General features: G+C 60.5%; 21 protein-coding genes. 10 read left to right on the top strand and 11 right to left on the bottom strand.

Annotation, left to right across the window (positions count from 1 at the left end; genetic code table 11):
- From C8J46_RS09430 to C8J46_RS09450, 5 genes are all read left to right on the top strand, one after another.
- Positions 1 to 333 carry a hypothetical protein gene (locus tag C8J46_RS09430; RefSeq protein ID WP_132737933.1) on the top strand — a complete coding sequence of 111 codons (333 nt, stop codon included), beginning with the start codon at positions 1 to 3 and terminating at the stop codon, positions 331 to 333.
- A gap of 26 nt (positions 334 to 359) precedes the next feature.
- Entirely contained in the window at positions 360 to 959 is a 600-nt protein-coding gene (locus tag C8J46_RS09435; RefSeq protein WP_132737935.1) for a hypothetical protein, read from the top strand.
- A gap of 167 nt (positions 960 to 1126) precedes the next feature.
- Positions 1127 to 2782, top strand: a complete 1656-nt coding sequence (locus C8J46_RS09440) for a hypothetical protein (protein ID WP_132737938.1) — start codon at positions 1127 to 1129, stop codon at positions 2780 to 2782.
- A gap of 390 nt (positions 2783 to 3172) precedes the next feature.
- Positions 3173 to 3736, top strand: a complete 564-nt coding sequence (locus C8J46_RS09445) for a hypothetical protein (protein ID WP_132737941.1) — start codon at positions 3173 to 3175, stop codon at positions 3734 to 3736.
- Positions 3737 to 3919: 183 nt separating this feature from the next.
- Positions 3920 to 4636 (top strand): hypothetical protein, encoded by a 717-nt coding sequence (locus tag C8J46_RS09450; protein ID WP_165886506.1) that lies wholly within the window; start codon positions 3920 to 3922, stop codon positions 4634 to 4636.
- A 362-nt stretch (positions 4637 to 4998) separates the two neighbouring features.
- Here the strand turns inward: C8J46_RS09450 and C8J46_RS09455 are convergent, their stop codons facing one another.
- Positions 4999 to 6411, bottom strand: coding sequence for a CocE/NonD family hydrolase (locus tag C8J46_RS09455; protein ID WP_132737947.1), 1413 nt, complete (start codon positions 6409 to 6411; stop codon positions 4999 to 5001).
- A 752-nt stretch (positions 6412 to 7163) separates the two neighbouring features.
- Entirely contained in the window at positions 7164 to 8096 is a 933-nt protein-coding gene (locus C8J46_RS09460) for an alpha/beta hydrolase-fold protein (protein WP_132737950.1), read from the bottom strand.
- 601 nt (positions 8097 to 8697) lie between these two features.
- On the opposite strand from C8J46_RS09460, the gene C8J46_RS09465 reads away from it, so the two are divergent.
- From C8J46_RS09465 to C8J46_RS09480, 4 genes are all read left to right on the top strand, one after another.
- Complete coding sequence (locus C8J46_RS09465; protein WP_132738291.1) at positions 8698 to 8970, top strand: PadR family transcriptional regulator; 273 nt, start codon at positions 8698 to 8700, stop codon at positions 8968 to 8970.
- Positions 8971 to 9041: 71 nt separating this feature from the next.
- Positions 9042 to 9605, top strand: a complete 564-nt coding sequence (locus tag C8J46_RS09470; RefSeq protein ID WP_165886507.1) for a hypothetical protein — start codon at positions 9042 to 9044, stop codon at positions 9603 to 9605.
- Between the two features lie 151 nt (positions 9606 to 9756).
- Positions 9757 to 10185: a hypothetical protein gene (locus C8J46_RS09475; protein WP_132737956.1), complete on the top strand. Its 429-nt coding sequence runs from the start codon at positions 9757 to 9759 to the stop codon at positions 10183 to 10185.
- A 1109-nt stretch (positions 10186 to 11294) separates the two neighbouring features.
- The gene (locus tag C8J46_RS09480) at positions 11295 to 11753 is read left to right on the top strand and encodes a GNAT family N-acetyltransferase (RefSeq protein ID WP_132737959.1); all 459 of its coding nucleotides are present in this window, start codon (positions 11295 to 11297) and stop codon (positions 11751 to 11753) included.
- 368 nt (positions 11754 to 12121) lie between these two features.
- Here the strand turns inward: C8J46_RS09480 and C8J46_RS09485 are convergent, their stop codons facing one another.
- Complete coding sequence (locus C8J46_RS09485) at positions 12122 to 12529, bottom strand: response regulator (RefSeq protein ID WP_132737962.1); 408 nt, start codon at positions 12527 to 12529, stop codon at positions 12122 to 12124.
- A 234-nt stretch (positions 12530 to 12763) separates the two neighbouring features.
- Here C8J46_RS09485 and C8J46_RS09490 point away from each other — a divergent pair, with 234 nt between their 5' ends.
- On the top strand, positions 12764 to 14593 hold the full coding sequence (locus C8J46_RS09490) for a DUF885 domain-containing protein (protein ID WP_279388896.1): 1830 nt from the start codon (positions 12764 to 12766) through the stop codon (positions 14591 to 14593).
- Between the two features lie 1280 nt (positions 14594 to 15873).
- Here C8J46_RS09490 and C8J46_RS09500 read toward each other — a convergent pair.
- The 8 genes from C8J46_RS09500 to nhaA all read right to left on the bottom strand — a co-directional run bounded on the left by C8J46_RS09500 (position 15874) and on the right by nhaA (position 25201).
- Positions 15874 to 18927 (bottom strand): P-loop NTPase fold protein, encoded by a 3054-nt coding sequence (locus C8J46_RS09500; protein WP_132737971.1) that lies wholly within the window; start codon positions 18925 to 18927, stop codon positions 15874 to 15876.
- A gap of 628 nt (positions 18928 to 19555) precedes the next feature.
- Entirely contained in the window at positions 19556 to 20311 is a 756-nt protein-coding gene (arsH, locus tag C8J46_RS09505; protein ID WP_132737974.1) for an arsenical resistance protein ArsH, read from the bottom strand.
- Positions 20311 to 20634 (bottom strand): YnfA family protein, encoded by a 324-nt coding sequence (locus tag C8J46_RS09510; protein WP_132737977.1) that lies wholly within the window; start codon positions 20632 to 20634, stop codon positions 20311 to 20313. Before C8J46_RS09510 ends, arsH begins: the two co-directional genes overlap by 1 nt.
- Positions 20631 to 21917, bottom strand: coding sequence for an arsenic transporter (locus C8J46_RS09515; protein WP_132737980.1), 1287 nt, complete (start codon positions 21915 to 21917; stop codon positions 20631 to 20633). Before C8J46_RS09515 ends, C8J46_RS09510 begins: the two co-directional genes overlap by 4 nt.
- Positions 21917 to 22345 (bottom strand): arsenate reductase (glutaredoxin), encoded by a 429-nt coding sequence (gene arsC, locus C8J46_RS09520; RefSeq protein ID WP_132737983.1) that lies wholly within the window; start codon positions 22343 to 22345, stop codon positions 21917 to 21919. The genes C8J46_RS09515 and arsC overlap by 1 nt, the downstream gene beginning before the upstream one ends.
- Positions 22346 to 22356: 11 nt before the next feature.
- Positions 22357 to 22689, bottom strand: coding sequence for a metalloregulator ArsR/SmtB family transcription factor (locus tag C8J46_RS09525; RefSeq protein ID WP_132737986.1), 333 nt, complete (start codon positions 22687 to 22689; stop codon positions 22357 to 22359).
- Positions 22690 to 22771: 82 nt separating this feature from the next.
- A complete protein-coding gene (gene rodA / locus C8J46_RS09530) occupies positions 22772 to 23866 on the bottom strand; it encodes a rod shape-determining protein RodA (RefSeq protein ID WP_207894142.1) in 1095 nt (364 codons plus the stop codon).
- A 126-nt stretch (positions 23867 to 23992) separates the two neighbouring features.
- A complete protein-coding gene (gene nhaA / locus C8J46_RS09535) occupies positions 23993 to 25201 on the bottom strand; it encodes a Na+/H+ antiporter NhaA (protein WP_132737992.1) in 1209 nt (402 codons plus the stop codon).
- Positions 25202 to 25288: the final 87 nt, after the last annotated feature.

Genomic DNA, 25288 nt, shown 5'->3' on the forward strand with positions numbered 1-25288 from the left:
ATGCAGATTCTGGTCGATTTGGAAGATTGGGGGGCTCCGGTGGTGCGCATGGCTGGCCGCGACTATGCGCGCAAGCCCGCCGCCGCGTTTCGCGACGAGGCGGCAGGGCTCACCGATCGCCAAGCGGTCTTTTATCGCAACCTTATCTCGATCGCCTCGGCACTAAAAAGCGGCGACATTCCGGTCGACTTCGAAACTCGTGACAGGACCCGCTGCTATCTCGACCGCGGCTGCATCAAGCTCGCCGAGCATGCTGGCTTCATTTCGGCCCTTGCCGATGACGCAAACGGCACGGTTTCGACGATCCGGCTCGCTTGGGTCGTTGGGGGCTGATACGCAGGCGGAGGGGAAGAGGCGAAATGGCATTCGAAACCGAGCAACATGGACGGTATGAGATCAAGTCTGGCCCGCTCGGCGGGACTTGGGCGGCGAATGCCTTTCGCCGCAAACTCCTCGTCGCTAAGGCTGTCGGCGCTTCGCGCGAAGACGCGATCGCGGCGGTAAAGGCCAATCTCGACCGCCTAGGTCGCGCTGAGAGTGATGGACGCGACGAAGAAGGCGCGCCGTCCGCGTCGGTGTACGAGGCGGCCTTTGCGCTCCTTATACCCGATATGCCAGACAGCTACATGGCAATGCTGCGCGCGCATCTCGCGGCGACCGATCACTTGATTTCGGCAACCCGCCTTGCCCAAGCCGCAGGCTATACCGGCTATGAGGGCGCCAATCTGCACTACGGCAAGCTCGGCCAGCGAATTGCCGATGAGATCGACTTCGATCCGCCCCGGCGCGAGGATGGCACAAAGATCTGGACCTGCGCGATTGCGCGCGACCCATCGCTCGACACCGACTATCCCGACACCGTGATGCTCGACGCGCTCGCGGGCAACTTCGACGACCTCCATTTCGAGTGGCAGATGCGCCCCCAAGTCGTCACAGCGCTGCGAGCCCTTGGTTTGTAAGGCCGACGATACGGACTCGTCACAAGCAAAGATAAGACGGGCCGACACACTCGCGCCATCGATGTGTCGCTTGCTCGCCCGCGATTGGGAATCGCTCGCCTTACGCTCCGGCTGGATGCTAGGCTGGTACGCGCCAGCCCGCTCGCAATTTAGGATAAAGGTCGTTTATGAGCGAGTCCGAGAAATCTTTCAAAAGCACGGAATTATACGACCTTCTAGAGACCTGCACCAATGACGAATTGACCCCCATCGTCGAAGCGCTCACCAAATCGGGGGCAAGCACGCTGAGGGTCAGTCGGACGTTTGAGCGCCATTCTCCCGATCACTACCAATATACCGACCAAATTGGAGACGAAATTTACCGACTGAGCTTTGTCGCGCTCGGACGCGGCGATGGGGAACGCGCTGCCTATGAGAGGATCGTCGCCGGCCTCTGCAAGAAACTTGGGATCGCGGCGGCGAAGGAGGTCGACGCAGCGGAGGCCAACCTGCTCAACCTCTTCTCGAAGCGCACACTGCTTTCGGTCCCTATTCAAGATCAGCAATCGGCTGTCGATGATGCGCGCACCGCCGCGTCGGCGGCAGTTGGCGGATTTTGGACCTCGGACGCCTGGCCGCCGCTAGCGTCATGCATTCTGCAGATCGGCTATCTGCGGGACAAATTGACCGCCGACGGGCGGATAACCGGACGCTCGCTTTCCGAACCGACGTTGGCCGATCCCGCAGCATTGAGCGAAGGAGAAAATGCCCTCACCATCAGCACCGAAAGCGGCAGTCCGGTCCTCACACTTGCGACGCTTCAAGCAAGCGAGGGCGATAATTGGCGCGATGTCCGCAACGATAGGTCGTCGAGCGACCTGCTCACGCCGATCCTCAAAGCGGCGCAGCCCCTGCTCTCGGCCGAGCGATTGCTGAGCAGCGGCAATTATGCGCGAATCACCCTGCCACCCGGCGCCGACCTCGTCTTCAGCGACAAGTTCAACTCGTTCATCGGCGTCGCTCGCGGGGCCGATAACAAGTTCGCGACCATACTCCTCGATCCGGTCAATCTAGCGAGCATCGCGACGCCGGCCGTGCTGCTGACCTTCGCCACTGCGATGGCCGAGCAGAAGAAACTTGAGGAGATCAATCGCAAGCTCACCGAGATTAAGCTCGCGGTCGAGCGCGTCGCGATGTTTCAGACCGACGAGCGCCGTTCCGTCCTCACCGGGTCGATCCGCTACTTCCAGCAGATCGCCGAAGCGGTTCTGACCGGCGAGTATTCGGACGAGGTGCTGCATGTCATCGAGCAGCACGAGGCCGCGTTGATAAAACTCCAGGAACACATCGCCAAGGATATCGGAGTCCAGGTCGAGGCCATCCGAGCCTTGAAGGACGAGGCTTGGTTCAGCTCGGGCAAGTTCGCGCAGACGATCCAGGACCATCAGAAATTGCTCGAAGCACTCTATCGCGACGTGATGCTGTGCATCCGGGCTCGAGCTTGTGGCTGGCAGCTGCTCCACGCCTATCCGGGTCGCGAGCGGCGCAAGGAATCGAGGCTCAACGACATAAACGCTGCGCTCGATAGGTTTGCGCCGATCGGCGACCTTACCGCAGCGATGGACCGACTGATGCGCGAAAAGATCCAAGGCATCTCCGCGGCAACGACCAAACTTCCGCTGCTCCAAAGCGAGCAGGGCTTCTGCAAGAGATTGGCCGACGAAGCGCAGCAGATCCGAACTGATTTGCGGGATGTCGAGCGCCTAACGACGAGGCGCGAGCAGCCGATCTCGATGGACCTGCGCCTCGAAAATGGTGAGATAGTCGCGTCGCGGATGCTCTGATCGCGCCGTCGAGCGCCGATGCCTGCTCATTGGAGCCAGCGTCCGGGGCGCCGGCCGGGCGTCGTCCGCTCCTGCCGCAAGCTGCCCTTCGCCACAGCTGTCGGGAACGGCCGCTTAGTCCCGCATCTCGCCGTTCGGAGTAAAATATCTGGTCGCTGTGAGCACCGAAGGATCACATTAACAGCTGTCCGCTTCCGGGGAGCCAGGCTGGCGGTCTGAATGTCGCGTTCTGTGTCAAGCTAGCGGAGCAATTACTATCGGTATCCCACCAAGGGTCTTTGCTCAGCCATGGGTTTTCCGACAAGAAGGAGGCTAACGTTGCATGAATTGACCGGTTGCCATATCGATTGTCGCGCTGGGTAGATTTCCGGCTTAACGAGGGGGTGTTGCGTGGCTTCCGATGAGGATCTTCTCGGCCAGGAATACTTTCATCTTCAGAAGGTCATAGAGGACTATGACACCAAGACACTTACGGTGAAGGCATGGAGCGTGACCTTCAGCGCCACGGCCATCGGCTTCGCCTACGATAAGCACGAGCGTGTCATTCTAGTGGTAGCCTTGGCATCCTCGCTCGCATTTTGGGTGATGGAAGCACTTCTGAAGGCGAACCAGCAAGCGTATTACCATCGTATCGGCGAGATCGAGACCCACTTCTCGGGAGGTGAGCGGCGAAAGCCGTTGCAGATCGGAGCGGCTTGGGAAGCCGCTTTCAAAGCCGAGGGTGGCTATAATCGGATTTCATCGCTGATGCGGTGGCCGCACGTTTTCATGCCCCATTTGGCGATCGGATTGCTCGCTTTCGTGCTACTGCTCGTTATCCCGCCAGCGCCCCTCCAAGTTCCGCCGCGGGTAGCAGTTAATCAGGTTGGCATCGCCAAACCGGCGTCCCGTCTTCAGCCAATCGAGCGCGTTGGTCGCATTAGCGCTCTGCCTGACCGAGCATCGCCGCATTAAGCCGTGTGCAACTTAAGGTCAGGTGGGGTGATCATTAATGGCGGGCAATCATGCATCAAAAATTGTCCGCGCGGAGATGAACGAATGTCTGCAGTTGGGAAGCGGGGAAGGGCGCGCGAATGTCCGGGTTTGGGTCTGGCCGGAAGCTGGGGGCAGGGTGCCTTCGCCCACACTTAGCCGTTCGTGCCGGCGATCCTGGCCCCCGATATCAGCCATTCGTTCATTTGGATTGGGAATGGGGTCAAGCCTTTCCATCAGCGCGATCCTCGAGTGAAGGTTTCAGCAACCACTATGAGGTGGGTGGCCTTCATGAACGGCGAAAACAGTGCCGTGACGCTCAAGGCAAGCAGGCTGAAGCTTCTGCCGCAAGCCATTGTGCTCGTAGCATTTCTGCTTCCCTTTGCGCTCTTAACTATAAGTTATGGCTACGCGCTTTGCGCCAAAGATTACCTAGAACTAGCCGATCTCGCTATTTTCGCGATTCTGACGGCCATCTTGCTTCTCTTCGTGTGGCTTCAGGTGCGCACGCTTCGTCGTATAGCTAACCCTGATTTACTCGGCGTGACTGCGGACGGCGTAGAGCTAACGACCCAAGGCACGAGGCATTACTATCCCTGGTCGACGTTAGGAGAGCCCGTATTGCGGCGTTTAAGCGGCAAAAGTGCCGCGCTTTCGATAGTCTTGCTCCAGCGAGGCGGCGGCAACCTGGTCATCGCTGCCGAGGACTATGCGCATCAACCCGGCGATATATTGCTAGTCCTCAAACAAGCTATAGCCGGGTTTGTAACAGAGCTGCCCGAAAAGCCCTCGAACGCTCTATATGCGTTTCTGGCAATTCCAGCTTCATGCATTACGCTTGGGATCTCCATTTTCGGCTTAGCGTGGATTGCTCTTAGATAACCGACCAAGCTGGACGTATTTATTCAACCCATGGTTCCGAAAGCAGCCAGTCCGATTCCCTTCCCATTCACGACATCCATGACGGCCGATCATGCGCCAAGGGCATTCAGCGCGGAGATGAACGAATGTCTGAAGATGGGGAGCGGGGGAGGGCGCGCGAATGTCCGGGTTTGGGTCCGTGCGGCCCTCCCAAAACCCCGCTGTCTGGGAACGCTGAACATTCCCATAACTCCGTCTTCTTTCCGTAATTTCGGGAAAGAGCAATTGGGAACGGATTTTGGGAAAACAGGCCTTAAGGCCTCCCTAGGTATGATTGCCGCGGACGCATTCGCAATACGGGTTCGCTTGTGGGAACGCGGACGCTAGCGGCGTCGGGTTTGATTTACGATCCAATCGCCTACGGTTCGTAAGGCGTTGGGAGCAATCGTCTCCTCGATACGACTATACTCGCCCACTTGCCCGGTGTCGGCGGTTTGAAGCAGATGGTTCAGGCCCGGCAGCTTCACGATCGTTACATCAGGGTTGGCGCGAAGCGCCAGTTTGATGCCGGCGAGATTGCTGTCGGGTGCAACCTGAAGGTCCTTTGCTCCGCCCACGGCCAGCACGGGGCACGCGACCTTGGCCAGAACGGGGCGAGGATCGTAGCGCACGAACCATCGCATCCATGGGGACGCGACAACCTTGATCTGTGCCGGCACGCTGCCGGATGGCCGGCCATGTTCAGCGGCAATGGTATCCCATGCCGTTTGCAGCGACGCGTCCGCCGAGGCTTGGTCAGGCGCGTCCTTGACCGCGTCATAGAGCCTCTGCATCGTCTGTGCGGATCGATCCACCGCCGCAGGCGGTAAGCCCGTAGCGGTTTCGATCAGTCGCTTCTGTTCGAGCATCAGGGCTTCGCCTGTCTCGCCGGACCCGGCAAGCATGACGACGAAAGCGATGCTTCGATCCTGCGCTGCGATCATCGGAGCGATGATCGCTCCCTCGCTATGGCCCATCAGCCCGATCCTGTGCGGATCGATGTCTCGGCGGGAGCGGAGAAACGCAACGCCGGCAGCCACGTCGCTGGCAAAGTCGGCCGTGGTGGCGGTACGGACCTCGCCTGTTGATTTACCTACCTGCCGATCATCTACCCGCAGCACGGCAATGCCACGCCTCGTCAGTGTGTCAGCCCAGAGGAGGAAAGGCTTGTGGCCGAACACCGTTTCATCCCGGTCCTGCAAACCAGAGCCGGTGATGAGCAGCACAGCTGGGAACGGTCCCGGCCCGCTCGGCAACGTCAGTGTGCCAGCTAGATGGGCGTGGCCAGCTGGGTTGTCATAAGCAACCTCTTCGCTGCGGTAAGGAAAAGGCGGATGGGGCATTTGCGGGCGAGCCACGGAAGCCGAAGCCTTGGTCGCTGCCCGCGTCATGGTCAGAGGCAGCGACGCGCCGCCTTGGGACCACTGCCCGACAAGGGTCTGACCGTCCGGCGAGAGCGTTGCGATGTAGCTGGCGTCAGGGGCAGAGATCTTGAAACGGACGACCGCGCTTTCCTGCACGACCTCGGCGACTGGTAACCCCAGCGCACCTTGCGATGGGCTGTCGAAGGTCGCCGTCAAATGACCGGGCGTTCCCGCGACATGCATCACCAGGGGGATGGATCGACCTGACGCTGACAATCCGCCATGCCACTCACCTAAAGCTGAACCGGCCACTGCTCCTGCGGGTGCTGGTGCAACCTGAGCGTTCTGGATCGGCATTATCAATGCCCCCAACAGCCCCAACATCGCGCGCATCGACCTACTCCGCCATTCTTCGTAGGGCGCTATAAGCTTGAACGATCGAGGCTGCGAGAGTGGATCGCCATCACGGGGCGCCCGTTCTCAGAATTGTTAGTCGAAGGGGTTCTGGGATCAGTTCACATCCCCATTTCCCGATCGATTCCGAGAACGCATGCGGCGTCTCGATCGCCGTTCGTTTTTGGGAAAGAGCGTGGCCGATACAAACACGCAATTGTAACCGGCGCAGAAGGTTATCGGTAATCCTGTTACCTGCCATTGCGAACCGCCTGGCCATCGAGCACATTCTCAATATGCAAGTTGCGATCATCTTCTATGCGGCTTTTAAAGGCCATGCGACAGGAGCAGCGTGGATACCACGGAAAACCGCCGATGGTTTAAGAAGCGGGCCGCTATTAATACTGGAAATGCCGTATTCACCTCGAAGGCGGCAAGGTAGGGCGTGAAATCAATACTATGATCGATCTGGAACGTCCAAGAGTACTATCCGGATTGGTCGCAGATTATCGCCACGGGCGTGCCTACTATTATCGAGATTTCGAACGTCCACGCGACGAGGAAAATGCGATAGCGAGGAGGCAAGGGTTTGCGCTCGCCCGCGTTTAGTCGGCTCTTCTGTCGCGGCGGTCCAAACTACGCCTGTCGCTTCACCACCAGTTTCAGCCGTTCGCTGGCCGTTACGGCGGGAAAGACCACCTGAAATCAGACCGGCAGCCGGCGACCGCTCGTGCAGTTAAGCAAAATTGCACTTATCTGACTACCGCCCGCCTAGCAGCGGCGTCTCGCCCGAACAGGAAGGTGAGCGCAGCGGGGAGACGCTTTGCCCATGCGGCTTCGCCGTGATGTGCGGCCGGATCGATGAGCAGCTTCACCGCTGGCGGTGCCAATGCGTCGGCGAGCCGATCGCGTAGCCGCCGCGCCCCGACGACAAGCCCTTCATTGATGCGCGCTATCCGCTGCCTGATCGGCACTGGAGCGCCGGGAGGAATTGCCGCTTCCTCGCCGCCCATCCCGATATAAACCCGATCGGGTAGTGTCGCGGCATCAGCCGCGTCGCGAAGCATTCGCCCGTTGCCAACCTGCAACGACGGGCTCTCGATCAGCGCCTTGCCGAATAGCTGCGGATTGGTCAGCGCCAAGTGAAGCGTGGCGATGCCGCCATATGACGAGCCGCCCACCCCGATCTCGGACGGATCGCTCGAGACGCGGAACGATGCCGCGACTGCTGGCATGACGTCGCCGGAGAGGAACGCGGCCATTCGATCGCCTTCCATCTGGCCGTTCGCCGGAGTGAACGGGTCGGCATATGGGAGGTACTCGTTGGCGCGCTGGGCCCCTGCGTTGTCGATTCCGACGATGACAATGGGCGGGATCACGCCGCCGGTGATCAGCCGGGTTGCGACTTCGTCCAGGGTCCACTCCTGGCCGAGATAGCCGGTGCAGGTGTCGAACGCGTTCTGTCCATCAAGCATATACAGCACCGGATAGCGACGCTGCCCGGAGGCTTCGTACCCGGGTGGCAGCCAAACCCGTAGCTTACGCTCGCCGGGAAACACCTTGCTCTGCAGCGTAATCGTACGGACCGTCCCGACGATGCTGGGGCGACAGGCGACGGCGCTCGGCACGACAGGGGGCGTCTGTGGGGGCACCGACACCGCAGCGGCTATCATAAGGGCCAGCATCAGCTCACGTCTCCTTGCTCAAGCGTTGTCGCTGCCAAAAGGCGATTCTGCCATTTGCAGCCCCGCTTATGATCTTAAAAAAACATATGTAGATATAAGAGTCAAGCAGGTCCGCGGAGTTTTAGCCAGTCGCGTGGATCATTGAAGAGCGCGCACAAGCTGCTAAGCAGGCAAGTCGCGCGAGGCGTCCGAAAAACCCTAATATGCCATCGCGACATAGCTACTACCGCCGCCCATTCGACTGCCAGTTCTCCGACTTGCGTTTTCAGTGGCGACAAATCGAGCATCAATACGCTCGTGAAAGGCGATATCGTAAACATTGTCGCCCCGATCAGCGTGCCGCACTCCGTTCAAGATCGTCCGAGGGTTCATCACTCTCGCCTACCACATTCTGGAAACTCGATCGGGAACGCCCTGACCGTCCCGATCGCCGTTCCCAATCAGGTTCTACCAGACCCCATTGATCTCGCTGACCGCCAGCAGGCAGGAACCACAGTGGGAACGGCGGATAGCAGATCCATACTGGCTGCTGGGCAGTTGACAGATAACTCTACTTAGGTTGAGTAGGAGCATGGGCCGTAATCGTCGACCATCGAAGCAAATGCTCCTTTTGTTGGAGTCACTGTCGGCGCACACGCAGCACTGGCGCCACGGCTACGATTTGATGAAAGAAACGGGGCTCCTGTCTGGAACGCTGTACCCGCTACTGATCCGCATGACCGACCAGGGGCTCGTCGAGGCCGAGTGGCGCGAGCCGGAACACCCTGGCCGCCCTGCTCGACATGCGTATCGTTTAACGAATGCTGGAGTGGCATTTGCGCGAGCGGCGACACCTGCCGCTCCAATGACCTTCACAAAGGCCGCATTGGCGTGACATCAGCTGTGTCACGGGCTTTGTTGTCATTGGCCAGTCGGTCTCTCGGCTCGGATCGCCGAACTTGGGCGATGGCCATGGAAGCGGAGTTCGAAGCCGCGATAGAGGATGGGCGTCCATTCCTATTCGCTCTCGGTTGCCTGTTCGCAGCGTGGCGCGAGATCGGGAAGCACAGCGCAGGGCGCCTGATTCTTGCGAACTACGCGCTTGCCCTGGGGTTACTTATCCCAATGGCAACTCTGCAGTTCCAGCAGGCGGCCGGCTTCCTGTCCTCCGCGGAAGGTATGCCTTCCGGCATCCTAAGCGCTGGCGACGGACCAAATCTCTATTTGATTTGGTCTCAGAACAGCGCCATCCCAATCCTGCTGATCACGTGGCTTGTGCTCGGCATGGCGCACCTTTGTCTTGCGTGGATGCTCGTTGAGGGGGACTGGCCGCGCATCGTGAAGTGCAGCACGCTGATTGGAGCGGCGATGATCACGCTGTCTCTGTTCATGGGCGTATTGATGCTCGATGTTTTGTCATTGAGGACGCAAGTCGCAGAGCTAATGATCGAATTTGTAGCGATGATATCTATGTCGCGGTGGCATATAAGCGTTTTTTCGGACACCTCGCGCGAATTTCCTACTTGGTAGCTTGTCGGCACCCTTCAACAATCCATGCGACTGTCCGGACATTTGCAGACATACTTGAATCGTAAATCTACATATGTTGCTCTGTGTCTATCACGAGGATGACTAGGTTCAATACTAAGGGGCGACGTAACGCCGAAGCCGTGTACGAGCCATGAAGAAACAGCGTACGACATGCGAAAAGGAAGCGACGATGCGACATGTAATTAGCATAAGTGCCGTTGCAGCTGGCATAGTCTTGCTTACCTTTTTATCTGTCTTCCTCCATGAGCCTGTCGTTGACGCCAGAGCCAACGGCCTGTTCGAAAATGATTTCAGCGGCACGATAAAGCTCGCCGACGGGAAAATGCTACTCAACGATCAGCAAACCATATCTTACATAATCGGTAGCGATGCATACGGGCCTTACATCTTGCCACGCGTTGACGTCGGCGTCGCATCTGATCAAGGGCTCGACGTGGACGGAACGCGCTCGGTGCGCAAGCTGCGCCTCGACAGGCTACCTTCAGCGACAAAGCTTACGCTTCATGAGGGTTTGACGCCCTATGTCTTTAAAAGGCTGACGCCACATCCTCGCAACTAACTTCGGAGTATCTGTTAATGAGCCTGTATGATCTGGTCCGCGCCAACGCCACCATAGCTTGACTCCTAAAATCTACAGCGCGGGGCGAGCCGGGGGTCCCCATGCGGCTGTTAACGATTCCTCTCCCGCTTCTCGCGACATGGATCCCTGGCTGCGTAATCGCTAGAGGGAAAAGTACCGGTCGATCAATCTATGAAATCATCGAGCAATGGGCGGTGGAGGGCGAAGCGCTGGAAATACGACTTGCCGTTCTTGAGGTAAGCGAGACGGCGGAGAGGTTTTCGAGGTCGTTGGGCTATAGAGAGCTTAAGCGGGTTGGTCCTGACTCGTTCAAGTCGCGGGGCCATCATCGCGCCGGATTATGCCGTCTCGTAGCCAGCGACCCGGCAGCTTTGCTTAATCGGTAACGCTCTTGCCGACATTCTCGAAATACCATCCTTTTCGAGAAATTTGGCGTGCCGTCGGGCAGGGGGGGAATAGGTGCGGCATGGGCCCCGCCTCGACATGAACGAAGGGCCGAAGTTGGGGATGCCTGAGAGGGCATTGAACGGCGACTTATGGGTCTGCCTGGAAGCCGTAGGGCAGGGGGTGTTCGCCCCATTGTAGACACTCCGCGCTGCTTACGATCTGCGTACAAGCGGTCGTTCATTCAATTTCAGGTCTCGGTCGGTAGCGTGCTGGCGGAGAGGTCGAAGGGTAGTTCTGTGTCGGCAAAACCTGAAAATGAAGAGATGGAATATGTGCCTGCTTGGGCAGTAGCCAAAATACTGACGCTAGCCGTTTTCATCATCGCGACCCTTGAATGGTGGGCCGAACGTTCACCGCGAATGCTAGCCATCGATCTACTTCTAGTCGGGCTGTGGCTAGCAATCCGCCGATTGAAGCCCGCAGATTACGATCCCGCGTGGCCGCGCAAATTAAAGAATGACCTGTAGAGCCGCAGCTCAAACCTTAACCGCGTTAGTCAAAGCGGTCGGGCCGCAGTCCTCCCATCTCAGTTATTGCCAGAATGTTGCAGTGATCGGGCTGACGGGCACGGTGGGGGCCTTGATGAAAATCCATGTAGCGGACATTCACGTTGGGATGTGAACTGGCGAGCAGGAGGCAAGATGTTCGAAATCCGCGAAGACGACCTATCCGGTGATCAAACCCGTTCCTTATTGGCGTTGCATCTGGCTGGGATGCACGCCGCCTCGCCCCCGGACAATGTTTTTGCTCTCGATCTCACAGGTCTGCAGGCTCCGGAAATTACAGTGTGGACGGCGTGGCGTGACGGCCATGTTGCCAGCGTTGGCGCGATCAAGATGTTGCTCGATGATTACGCCGAAGTGAAGTCGATGCGCACCCATCCTGAGTTCATGCGGCAGGGGGCAGCAGCAACCCTTCTAGATGCGATTATCGGTGTGGCGCGAAGTCGGGGTGTAAGACGGTTGAGCCTCGAGACTGGTAGCGGTGATGCGTTCGAGCCGGCTCTTGCACTTTACCGCCGTCGAGGTTTCACGAACGGAGCCGCGTTTGGAGAATATAGAGCTACTGCGTTCAACCAGTTTTTACATCTGGATTTGTAGTCCCACTCCCATGCTGAGTTACCGCGGTTCCGCCAACGCAGCATCTGACAATCTCGGCTTTAGCCGTCTGCCTCGCTGGAAGCGGAACGACCGCTATGCCCGCCTTTCAACCCGTTGAGGTAGCGGATCAGCCGCCCGAGTGCTACCATCTACCCTGATGAACGAATGGCCGAAGTTGAGAGGCGGGGAAGGGCGCCGGAACGTCCGGGTATGGGTCTCGACAGCAGCCTGAGCCTCTCAGCCTCGTACTTGCAGAGCGTTTTTAGGCCTGGTCTTGCAATAGCCTCATCGGCTCGATCGTTGTCCGCTAGAGAGTTACGCTGGTTGTCCCGTTCGAGCTCATCTACGCCAATGAGTTGTACAGTTGATCAGACCGCTCTCTTGAGCGGCTCCGGCAATTTATTGTCCGGGAGCATGTTCCGCAAATGCTGGTGCACCATTTGCTTGTTGAACGGCTTAGAGATGAATGTGGCCCTTTCGGGCATCTCGCCCGCTTTTGGTAGAACATGACCGGACGCGATCACGATCTCGATCGTGGGCCAGCGTTCAGCGACATGCCGGGCGAGCGCGAAGCCATTAGTGTCGCCGGGCATGTCGACGTCAGAAAACAGCAGTACGATGCTTTCCCAGTTGGTGGCTAAGACACGCTTCGCCTCGTCGCCATCCATGGCCTCATAGAAGCGGAATCCGGCGTCTTCGAGGATGCCAGTCGTATCCATCATGATGAGCGGATCATCATCGACAACGAGCGCGTAAGGTACGGTTGAAAGGGTCATGGAGCTCTAACCCGCCCGCCATGGGCCGAGTTGCGGCCCGCGAGGATTTTACGCTCGTTTTCTTGGAATGCGACCGCGGCATGGCCGTATTTGCGGGCCATGCCGGCGTCGTTTGCAGGCTGTTAACCCAGTAGTTTTGTCGCAATAGCCATCTTAGCCTACTGACATTAAAGAGCTAAAAACGCGTAGCGTCCAACGACATAAGGCCCGTTGAGCGCGCGAACGGAGTGACGTGTGCGAGATATCCAGGAAGAAGCGCGGATCGTACGCGAACTGACGCGCGGCGATAGCGGGTCCGACCCTTTTGCCTCGGCTGTCCGCGCGACGCGCATGCCGATGATCATCACCGACCCCCGGTTGCCTGACAATCCCATTGTGTTTGTGAACGACGCCTTTGGGAAGCTGACCGGATATGCCCGCAGCGAGATCATGGGTCGCAACTGCCGGTTTCTGCAGGGACCGAACACGGACATGGCCGACGTCGGCCGCGTTCGAGACGCGATACGTGCGCGGGAGTCGATTGAACTCGACCTGCTGAACTACAAGAGGGACGGCACGCATTTCTGGAACCGGTTGCTGGTTTCGCCTGTGTTTAACGACGACGGGGTGCTGCTCTATTTCTTCGCCTCGCAGTACGACGTCACTCTTGAGCGCGAACGCCTCGTCAATCTTCAGCTCGATCGCGATGCCCTCGAAGCAGAGGTAGAGCGCTGCATTGCCGAGCTTCAGGAGAGCGAGCAACGGCTTCAGTTTGCTCTTGATGCCGGCCGTCTCGGGTCCTGGAGCATCAATCTCGATACGTACAGGCTGACGGCATCTGCCGAATGCAAGAGGATATGCGGTCGTGCCCCGACCGATCCTCTGACCCTCGACGAACTGCGGGAGTCGATCCACCCGGAAGATCGGCAGATGCAGGTCGATGGCATAGAGCGCGCTGTACGCGACCGATCGCTGCTGGATATCGAGTACCGCTTGCGGACGCCGGCAGGCGAGGAACGTTGGGTACAGATCCGGGGGCAGGCCAGCTACCGCGCCGATGGCACACCATTGGCAATCGTCGGGACAACCCAGGATGTGACTGCGCGGAGACGCGCTGAGGAGCATCGGACCCTTTTGGCTAATGAGCTAAGCCACCGGGTGAAGAACACGCTCGCGTCCTTGCAGGCGATCGTCTCGCAAACGATGCGCCGGGCGACCTCTGTGCAGGAGGCCGGCACGACGCTGGAAGCACGCATACACGCGATGTCGGCCGCGAATGACTTGCTGATCAGTGGCAGGTTCGAAAGCACATCTCTGCGTGCGCTGGTCGAGCGTATCTCCAAGCTAATCCCCGAGCAATTCTCGCTGACGCCGAAGACGACGCTGGAGATCCGGCCGGTCCCGGCGTTCAAGGAGAAAACCGAGGCGGCCGGATCGTACAACGGCGGCACGCCCGACGGGTCGCGACCGGGCGTGTTCTACTACAACACCTACGACCTGCCCTCGCGTTACATGTGGGAAATGGAGACGCTGTTCTTACACGAAGGCGTGCCGGGGCATCATTTCCAGATCAGCCTCGCGCAGGAGAACACCGCGCTGCCCGCGTTCATGCGGTTCGGCGGCAATACCGCCTATGTCGAGGGCTGGGCGCTCTATGCCGAGAGCCTGTGGAAGGAACTCGGCATGGAAACCGATCCGTATCAGCGGATGGGCGGGCTGAACGACGAGATGCTGCGCGCGATGCGGCTGGTCGTCGACAGCGGAATCCATGCCAAGGGTTGGACGCGGGATCAGGCAATCACCTACATGCTCGCGAATTCGCCAATGGCGCGGACCGACGCGACGGCTGAAGTCGAACGCTACATTGCTATCCCGGGCCAGGCGCTGGCCTACAAGATCGGCCAGCTGACGATCGCGCGCACCAAGGCGAAGGCGCGGGCGATGCTTGGCCCGAAGTTCGATCCGCGCGATTTTCATGCGCAAGTGCTTGATACCGGAGCGCTGCCGATGCCGGTTCTAGAGGCTAAGATCGACAAGTGGATCGCTGCTGGCGGCGGTGCGGCGAAGCGAGCGGCCGCCCGATAGCCAAGCGGGCTCGACGTGCCCTGACGGCTAAACAGGCTTGCCCGTATTGAGTCCGCAGGGACGGCGGCACGGACTCGAAGCGTAAGTTCTATGCAGTCGGCCCCCTGGTAAACCAGTCGACACCGTTGAGGTTCTGTCCCGTCCGAATCCGGAATTTGGATAGGGCACAGTGACTGGTGGCAGTTGAGCTGAGCGGGACGAAGATAAATGAGCGACCGTCCGGGGGAGCGGCGGGCGCTGCTTGAATGTCGCTTTCATCCGACTGTTGGCCCCTAAAGCCACCCTTTGGATCTGTGAGAAGACCAAGTTTAGATCACGCGACGGGCGGACTTTCCTTTTTCGCGTTTTAGCCGCAAGTAACGGCTGGATGGCTCTCTCACCCGACTATTATTCTATTTTAGGGGTGCCCTCGACGGCAAGTCGCGACACTATCCACGCCGCGTGGAAAGCGCTGCTGCGTCAATATCACCCCGATGCCAATCATGGTGTGGATGTTTCTGCTCGTGCGAAAGCGATCAACGAGGCGTATTCCGTTTTGGGAAAGAAGGAATCACGCGCCGCCTATGATCGGTCGCAGATCAGGCCGTCTGCCCACCGAGCGACTGGGGACCGTCCGTTTCACCCCAGGAAAGCCGGCAGGCGCCCGATGCGACCTAGCCCGTCGATGCAGCCCAGCGGTAGCTTCTCGCAGCCGCTACAGCCCAACGAATGGCTGATGGGCCTTTTCCTACTGATCCTCACGGCCGCACCGATCGCTACAATCCTTGTTCTGTGGAATGAGGAATCCGGATTGGCACCTACGGTTCGACGTAGCGTCGCCGCTCATCCCTTGCCTAAGCCTCCTGCAAATGGCGTCCTCAGCTCATCAGGCACAAAACTCGGACTCGGACGGCCTGCTTCCTAAACTACCGCCCAACCGCGACATTCGAATTCGCAGGGTCAGGCGCCAAAAGCAGTCGTAACGCGGAGATGAACGAGCGTCTGTAGTTGGGAAGTTGGGCAGGGGGCGGGGACGTCTGCTTCTGGGTCAGCGCTGCCGCGAAGCCGGTGGCGACTTTCGCTCAAAGCCGGCCGTTTAGATTAGCACGGCGAACGTCTGCTCCCGACGGAAGCTGCCTCTAAAAACACTCCGAACCAGACAGTAGGGAAGGTGCCCGGAAGCGGACGTTCGGCCTGCCTCCGCACGCGGCCATAAGGTTCGAAGTGGTTAAGCATCCGGTCGAAGCCAATCCTAAAGGCGCCGAAAGTTTGCGACGCTGCGATTGCTCAGGCTCCGGACGTTATTGCACCCGGAAGGAGTATCGTCCCGCAAGGTCGAAGGCACGTAGAAGATGATGATGGCCGACGTTCCTCTTCATCCGGTCCAACGCGTGGAGGCCTCTCTCGAGTACCTTTCCGGCGTGGGAAGACAAGAGATCCAGGACGACGGATTTGTTGGGGGCGAGGGCGTGTATCTCAGCTTCGGTATAGATTCTCCGGCTGTATCCGACGATCGCGTCGAAGTCTTCGCCGTCGATCCGTCCTAGACGGTCGATGAGCGTGGCCATGTCGCCGGGCGGCAGTCCGGTGTCCAGCGCCAGAGCGAGGATAATCACCCAGTAGGGCGGACCTTCCCCGCCGCCGGTCAGGTAGTCGCCCAAGCGGTTCTCGGGTATCGACACTCGGATCAGCCTGAATATGTTCACCATGCGCTTCACGGCACGTGGGGATCGCGCGGCTATAGGCTGCATTGCCTCCATCACCCGGAGCTCTTCGTCCGTGATGGCGAGCTGCCGCCTTGCCCTGTCGGCGTCGGCGATCGGCGGCCTGGCGGGTTCCAGCCGGGGAAAGGTGCCCGCGGCCTTTACTCCTGCGCCGTCGTCGTCCTCCTCCTCCTCCTCCTCCGAGGCGTCGAGGACGGGCGTTGACGCGCCTGGTCTCAGAAGGGTGTTGATGTAGCGGACGTAGCCGGAGTTCTCCGTCTCCCCCGGCGCCAGCGTGCGAACCCAGAACGGAATCTGGAATATCTTCTCCAGATAATCTGCCGGATCGATGGTGTGCTCGCCGCCGGAAAGCGCGCGATGCTCCTTCACGAGAGCTGCGCGAAGCCAGCGGACGTCCACCGCCGCGACTACCACGAAACAGGGGAAGGCGAGCATGAGATGGATCGCTTCGAGTATCTGCACGACCTGCCGCTCGCTGCACCGGTCGAGGTCGTCGATGTAGATCACGATGCGCTGCACCGGTCCTCGCTGCTCGCTGGCGTTCATGCGCTCAACCAAATGGTTCAACTGTTCGAAGCAGCGCCGCACGGTCCCGAGCGTGCCGAGGCGCCCACGCAGGGCCGCCACTTCCGCCGAGTCCTTGAGTAGGTAGTCGAGCATGAGGGCGGGGGGCGGGGATCCGACGTCGTCGACAGTGCTGTATCGCTCGACGATCTTTCTGCTCTTGGCGATCGCGGCCTCGGCTTCGGTCTTCGCCCGTTCGCTCTTCCGCAGCCTGCCTTCCGCGCTAGCCAACTCGGCCGCGTTCCGAACACGTGCCTCGACGAACTTCCGCCGGATGACCGAGACGGCTCGGAATATGGGTGCGACGACGCCTAGAGTGGCGTACCCGGTCGGTGCCAGCGCTAGGGCCGCGTTGGCGATGGATCGCCCGGTGGGCCCGAGCCATCTTGCGATGCCCGTCAAGTTTAGCAAAAGGTATGCGGCCACCGCAAAAACGCCGATTGCGGCCAGCCAGAGGAGGGACCGCTTCGCCGCTCTGGTGCGCGCCCATCTCGAGACGAACATTCCGAGCTCGACGGAATCAGCGCCCGCCTCTGCGTATTTCTTAGCGAGCTTGCCCCCGTCCTCCTCGTCGATCAGCAACGCCTCGCGGACGGTGTCGACAGCGGTCCTTTTCTTCGCTCCGCCGTCGTCAGCATCGTCTCCCGCGCCGTCGTTCTGGCCGCCGTCCTTTTCGTCGTCCTTGGTCGGCTTGCGACCGCGCAGGACTTCGTCGAACGCACGGGTGATGGCCAGTGCCAGGCCGGCCTGTTCTCTCGCCTGCGCCTCTTCGACCGCCTTCGTTGCGTCGTCGATCAACGCCTCGCTCTCCTTGAGCTGCATCCGAGCGATCGTCAGCTCGCTCGCCTCGCGTCCGGTCAGTGCCGCGACCTCGGCGACGAGGCGGGTGCCGATGTCGTCCGCCTTGCCGCCGATGCCCCCGGCGGCGATCTGGTCGAAAAGTTCGGCGGTCAGCGATGCCCAGAGATTTTCGCTGTCGGCGAAGCTCCAGGCGTTGAACTCCAACTGCATCACGCCGGTCACCCGTGCGAGGCCGGGGTCTTCGTCCGGATCGGGTCGTCGCGATCGCTCTGCGGCGATCTGGTTGCCTATCTCGCTCTTCAGCTCCGCCATCAACGTGCTCTTGCCCGAGCCCCAGGCGCCGAAGATGCCGATCGCCAACGGCGGCGCTGCAGCCTCGAGCAGGATCACGTCTGCGAGGGCGCGAGCATCCGTGGAGGTGCCGAAAACGTCAGTGCCGGTAGCCACCCTGTCGCTCGAGTAGCCTGCGCGGCGATCGCCACGGTCCGGGCTCGCACCCTCGATGCGCGCGATCTCCGAGGCCCAAGCGACCGCGATGCCACGCTCTGCCGCCAAATTCCGTAGAACCCCGATCGCGGTGCGCCGGAACGCTGCGAACTCTTGCTCCGAGGATAGGAGGCCATGCAGCGCGTCAAGTCCCGTGGGGCTCCCGACGATCGCTGCAAGCAAATGAGAAAATTCGATTGATCCACGACTGGTCATTGTTCGGGCGCGGACCGCAGCGGCATCGGAAATTAGGTCGACCACGTCCCAGCGCAGAAGCGCGTTGTCGGGTTTTGCCATCGGCTGGCGCATTGCGTCTAGCGCGGGCGGCGGAATGAACACGTTCTCGTCGCGAAATTGCGCCGATACGTCGGTCATCGTCTTGCTGACGTTCGATTCCAGCGCGCTGCCTATCGTCGCAGCTACTAGATCGATGGCGTCGATCTCAAGATTGCCCTCGACTGAAAGCGCGGCGATCTTGGCGGCCAGGTCCATCGCGCGCCGCACGTCTTGACTCAAATAGCGCTGGCCGCCAGCCCATATCCAGCGGTTCATGGCCTTGAGGGTCGTGGACATGCCTGCGATAGCGAGAATGGGATCCGGCGCGTCCGCAGGCGCCCTGCCGATCGTAGCCCGGTGGGGCAACTTGAGCCTGTCCACCTTCGACTTCACGGCGTTTCGCGAAACGCCTCCCAGCTCCTCCGCGATCTGCGCGACGCTCACGCCCGCGTTCCACATAGAGATTAGGCGCGCTTCGCGGTCGTCTGTCCAAGTTTCTACCATTACCCCCCCCCCCCCGAAGCCCGCCTTCTTGCGGTAACTCGCCCGGTCGTCCAGAGGGAAGCGACTGTAATCGAACCATATCGGTCGCACCGGGTGAGGGATTAGACGGAAAACCTGCGCTAGCTCGATCGGCCGTTTTGTTGGCTTAGCATTTGTAAGCGGACTGACAGCGTCCGGCCCCGTTACAGCCGCGTTGCGAAGTCCGCAGGACGAAAGTTCAATGTCGTGTTTTGGCGATAGAACTGCCGTTGAGCACTTAGCGGGGGAATGGCCGGTAAGTCCCACTTCTTCTCATTCTACGGCCGCTCGTCCCGGCGTCGAGCGGACATGAACGGATGTCCGAAGTTGGGGAGCACACCACGGCCGCTGAATGTCGTCTTGTGGGTCTGGCCGGCAGCCGTAGGGCAGGGGGCCGCTCGCCCAATGTCGGTCGTTTTATCTAAATATGTACGGTCGCGGATCCCACCATTCTAGCCGCCAGGGCGATTCCCGTTTTCCATGTCCGGTAGGCAATTTCGGGAAAGTTAAATCGGGAACAGATTTCGGGAAAGTGGCTCCTTCAGCGGTTGTGGCAACAACATCAATCTCCGCTTTCCCGTTCTAGATTCCCTTTTGAGGAAGCACATAGTCAGGACTTTGGAACGTGCGGAGCAACCGCAATGCTCGAAAAGTCCGTCGTCTGGTCGATCGCCACGCCGGCCTCTTTGCGTTCAGAATAGCGGTCGACAAGCTGCCCGGTGTGCGGTCGCAACAGGACCGTGAAGCGCACCAGCTCCTCCATCACATCCACGATCCGATCGTAATAGCTGGACGGCTTCATCCGGCCGGCGTCGTCAAACTCGTTGAACGCCTTTGCGACGCTCGACTGGTTGGGGATCGTCACCATCCGCATCCAGCGGCCAAGGACGCGCAGCGTGTTGACGCTGTTGAACGACTGCGATCCCGCCGAGACCTGCATGACGGCAAGCGTCCGGCCCTGCGTCGGTCGCATTCCGCCCATCGACAGGGGCAGGTGATCAACTTGCAGCTTCATGATGCTGGTAATCTGGCCGTGCCGCTCCGGGCTGCACCACACATGCCCCTCCGACCATAGCGACAGCTCGCGCAACTCGTGGACGGCCGGGTGATCGTCTCCCGTAACCTGATCAGGCAGTGGTAGCGTGGTGGGATCAAAAATGCGTGTTTCGCAGCCGAAGAATCGCAGCAGACGAGCAGCTTCCTCCACACACAGCCGCGAGAAGGACCGTTCCCGCAGGGAGCCGTAGAGCAACAGGATGCGCGGAGGTGGATCGCCAGCACCTAGCCCAAGAGCAGGACGATCGAGCGCATAGCGCCGATCGAGCGCGGGTAGGTTATCAGGATCGGAGAGAATGCGGAGCGGCATCAGGCGGTCCTTGGGCCAAGCAGAATGATACAGGTGCCGATCAGGCACAGTGCGGCTCCGCCCGCGTCCCAGCGATCGGGCCTTACCCCTTCGACAGCCCACAGCCAGATTAACGATGCGCAGATGTAGACGCCGCCATAGGCAGCATAGGCCCGCCCCGCTGCATCGCTATCCACGCGTGTCAGCAGCCAGGCGAACAGCATAAGCGAGACCACGCCCGGAGGCAGCCACAGAGGCGATTTGCCCAGTCGCAACCAGGCCCAAAAGGCAAAGCAGCCTGCGATTTCCGCGAGTGCCGCGGCCACATATACGAGTGCCGTCATGCCATGCTGATCCTGATCGCGAGTGCCGCGAGCGTAACCAGCAGCACGGGGATCGTTAGCGTCGCGCCGACCTTGAAATAATAACCCCAGCCGATCCGGATGCCCTTCTGCCCGAGGACATGCAGCCAGAGCAGCGTCGCGAGCGACCCGATCGGCGTGATCTTCGGGCCAAGGTCACAGCCGATGACGTTGGCGTAGATCATCGCTTCTTTGATCGCGCCCGTGGCGTGCGTCGCGTCGATCGACAGCGCCCCCACCAGCACCGTTGGCATGTTGTTCATCACTGACGACAACAGCGCGGCGATGATCCCGGTCCCGAACGCTGCGCCCCACACGCCGCCTTGCGCGGTGCGATCGAGCAGGCCGGCAAGGTGATCGGTCAGGCCTGCATTTCGCAGGCCATAGACGACCATGTACATGCCGAGCGAGAAGATCACGACCTGCCACGGCGCACCGGCCAGCACCTTGCGCGTCTGAATGACATGGCCGCGCGCGGCGATGACGAGCAGGAGAACAGCGCCGGCAGCGGCAACGGCGCTGACCGGCACGCCGATCGGTTCGAGCAGGAAGAAGCCGGCGAGCAGCAGTGCGAGGACGACCCACCCCGCCTTGAAGGTAGCACGATCGCGGATCGCGTCAGCGGGCGCGCGGAGCTGCGCCACGTCATAGCCGGTCGGTATGTCGCGACGGAAGAACAGCAGCAGCACGATCTGCGTCGCCGCGATCGACGCCAGATCGACCGGTACCATCACCGAGGCATAATCGGCAAAGCCGATCCGGAAGAAGTCGGCCGACACGATGTTGACGAGGTTGGAGACGATCAGCGGCAGGCTGGCGGTATCGGCGATGAACCCTGCCGCCATGACGAACGCCAGTGTGGCCTTGTCCTTGTATCCCAGCGCGCGCAGCATCGCGATGACGATCGGCGTCAGAATCAGCGCCGCGCCATCATTGGCGAACAGCGCCGACACCGCCGCGCCGAGCAGGACGATCAGCACGAACAGCCGGCGACCATGCCCCCGGCCCCAGCGCGCGACGTGGAGCGCCGCCCATTCGAAGAACCCGGCTTCATCGAGCAACAGGCTGACGATGATGATCGCGACGAAGGTCGCGGTCGCATTCCAGACGATTCCCCACACCACCGGCACGTCGGAGAGCGAGACGACCCCGACGAGCAGCGCGACAGCCGCGCCGCCCAGCGCGCTCCACCCGATGCCGAGCCCCTTGGGCTGCCAGATGACGAGCGCGATCGTGACGATGAAGATGGCAAGCGCGAGCAGCATCAGGCGATGCGCTGGCCCGAGGAATCCACGATCTTTTCACCGTCTTCCTTGGCAAACGCACCCTGTTGCGGCTCAGGCAGCAGATCGAGGACCGCTTCGGACGGTCGGCACAGCTTCACGCCGAGCGACGAGACGACGAGCGGTCGGTTGATGAGGACCGGATGCGCCATCATCGCGTCCACCAGCGCGGCGTCGGACAGCGTGGTGTCACCAAGGCCCAACTCAGCATAAGGCGTCCCCTTTTCACGCAGCAGATCGCGAGGCGTGATCCCGGCGCGATCGACCAGCTCGATCAGCAGCGCGCGCGAGGGCGGTGTTTTTAGATATTCGATGACGTGCGGCTCGATGCCGGCATTGCGGATCATCGCCAGCGTGTTGCGCGACGTGCCGCACTCGGAGTTGTGATAGATCACGATATCGACGGCCACGGGGCGTCCTTTCAGCAGCAGGGGGTGAGTTCGGCCAGGAGCGGCGTGCACAACGCGGGCGAACCCTCGCAGCAGTCTTTGATGAGGAACAGCGTCAGCGCGCGCAGTCTGTCCAGATCGGCACGGTAGATGATCGACCGGCTATGCCGTTCCGAGCGCACGATCCCAGCGCGAGCGAGAATGCCGAGGTGCGCTGACATGGTGTTTTGCGGCACGTCGAGCTGGCGGGCGATTTCACCTGCTGCCAGACCGTCCGGTTCGTGCCGCACGAGCAGGCGGAACACGTCGAGGCGTGTGCCTTGCGCGAGTGCACCCAATGCTGCGATTGCCGAATCGTTTTCCATATATCCAGCATAAACGATATATAGGCTTAGGTAACCCTTGCTGGAACGATCGCCTCACCCGATCGCCGGCAATCGACGGCGATCAGGAATACCTCAGCGACGAAAGGCCCAGTGTTGCCGACGCCCCGTTTTTCCGTTCGGCCCTGTCGAATGACATGAGAATGCCGAGCAGGATAAGCACCGTCATCATCGCGGATCCACCGTAGGACAGAAGTGGCAGCGGGATGCCGACGACCGGGGCAAGCCCCAGCACCATCGCCATGTTGATCCCGACGTACAATGAGATCGTGAAGGACAGCCCAATGGCAGCAAGTTTTACGAAGCGATCAGTTGAGCGCATGGCAACCCCGCTCGCCCAGCGAATGATCCACGCATAGGCCAACAGGATCACGACCCCGCCGACCAGGCCCCATTCCTCCATCATCGTCGCAAGGATGAAGTCGGTATGCGGCTCAGGCAGATAGGCGAGGTGGCTCTGTGTCCCCTGCATGAAGCCCTTGCCCCAGATGCCGCTTGATCCGATCGCGATTTTTGACTGCGCGATATGGTATCCCGTGCCGAGCGGATCGCTTTCGGGATCAAGAAAGATAAGCACCCGGTGTCGCTGATAGTCGTGGAGCAGGTTGTTCACGACGACGGGAAGCGCACAGGCGAATGCTAGCCCTCCCCCCACGAACCAGCGTAGCGGGATGCCTGCAAGAAAGAGGATGGCGGTGCCGGCGAGCGCGATCATCATCGCAGTGCCCAGATCGGGTTGCAGTAGGACGAGCACGACCGGCAGACCGATCATCACGACAGGTGGCAGCAGGGTCATGGGGCGGCGGATGAACCCAGGGGGTACACGGTCAAAATAGCTCGCCAGCGAAAGCACGATAGCGATCTTCATGAACTCGGAGGGTTGCAGGCGGATGATCCCGAGATCAATCCAGCGCTGCGCACCCATGCCGATCTTGCCGAACAGCTCGACGATCAGCAGCAGCCCGAGTGTGATGCCGTAGAAGGGCAGCGAATAATCGCGCCAGAACGACACCGGGACGAACGACACCAGCAGCATGACCACGAACAGGAAGGCGAACCTGAGACCCTGATTGAATGCCCACGGTGTCATGCTTCCGTTCGCCGCAGAGTACAGCGTGAGCAGACTTGCAGACATGACGATGCAGACGGCGAGAAGCATCGACCATGGCAGCGACTTGATCGCGACGGGAACATGTTCGCGGGAAATGGCAGGCGTCCTTGGGTATCCGCGACAGCGGGTAGAATGATGAAGGCTTGGTGGCGGTGGTCAGTCGGGCGCTGGCAACTAGATCATCGACGCCGGGAAGGCCTTGGGCCGGGAGAACCGCAGAACGCCATATCCGGCGAGCGCGGACATCATCGATCCCAGCAGGATGCCGATCTTCGCTTCCTCTGCGAGATGCGGAGATGCCGGGAATGCAAGGGCACCGATGAACAGGCTCATTGTGAAGCCGATGCCGCACAGCAGAACGACACCGTATGTCTGCATCATACTGGCACCGGGCAAAGCACCGAACAGCCTAAGCCGCCTGCCGATCTGCAATGCGCCGAAGATGCCGAGCTGCTTGCCAAGAAACAGGCCGGCAGCGACGCCCAACGGCAAGGGAGCGATAATCGTCTGCCACCCGATATCGCCCAGCGAGACGCCGGCATTGGCGAACCCAAACAGCGGGACGATCAGCAGCCCCACCAGTGGTGCCAAGGCGTGCTCGAGACGGTGCAGCGGTGCGCCCGCATCCCCGTCGCCGCTCGCGCGAAGCGGGATGGCGGTTGCGGCGAGGACGCCCGCGATCGTTGCATGGACGCCGGAGAGTAGCACCGCGTACCAGAGCAGCGCCGCCAAGATGAGATAGGGCGTCAGCGCGTTCACACCCCGCCAGCGGAGCAGGTGCATGACCCCGAAGATCCCCGCGGCAGCGGTGATCGCCAGCGCGTCGATCGACGCCGTATAGAACAGCGCGATAATAGCGACTGCGCCGAGATCATCGACGATCGCGACCGACATGAGGAATAGTTTCAGCGAGGCCGGCACGCGGTTGCCGAGCAGCGCCAGTACGCCCAACGCAAAGGCGATATCGGTCGCCGCGGGGATCGCCCATCCGCCGTGCAACAACGGATCGGACCATGCTACGAGCAGATAGATCAGCGCCGGGATAGCCATGCCGGCTGTGGCAGCTACGGCAGGCATCGTCCGGTCGGACCAGCGCGACAGTCTGCCCTCTAGAAACTCGCGCTTCAGTTCGAGACCTACCAGCAGGAAGAATAGAGCCATGAAGCCGTCGTTGATCCAAAGGTGCGGCGTCATCGGGCCTAGCTGGTCAGATAATGTCGGCCCAACGACCACGTGCAGAACGTCGTGGTAAGCGTGCGTTCCGGGCAGGTTGGCCGCAATCATCGCCAGCGCCGCAGCGCCCATGAGCAGCAGGCCACCAGCAGCCTCGCTGCGAAGGAAGGCAAAGCGTACTTGGGCACCTGTCTGATGATGAGCAGCCATGCGCAATCCTGCCTTTGCGGTATCGGCACCGCCGGCAGGACGTGCGGATCAATGGTGAGAAGTTGTCCGAATGACAGTTGGAATGCC

The sequence above is a fragment of the Sphingomonas sp. PP-F2F-A104-K0414 genome, from assembly GCF_004340945.1.
In the GTDB taxonomy this organism is placed as follows: domain Bacteria; phylum Pseudomonadota; class Alphaproteobacteria; order Sphingomonadales; family Sphingomonadaceae; genus Sphingomonas.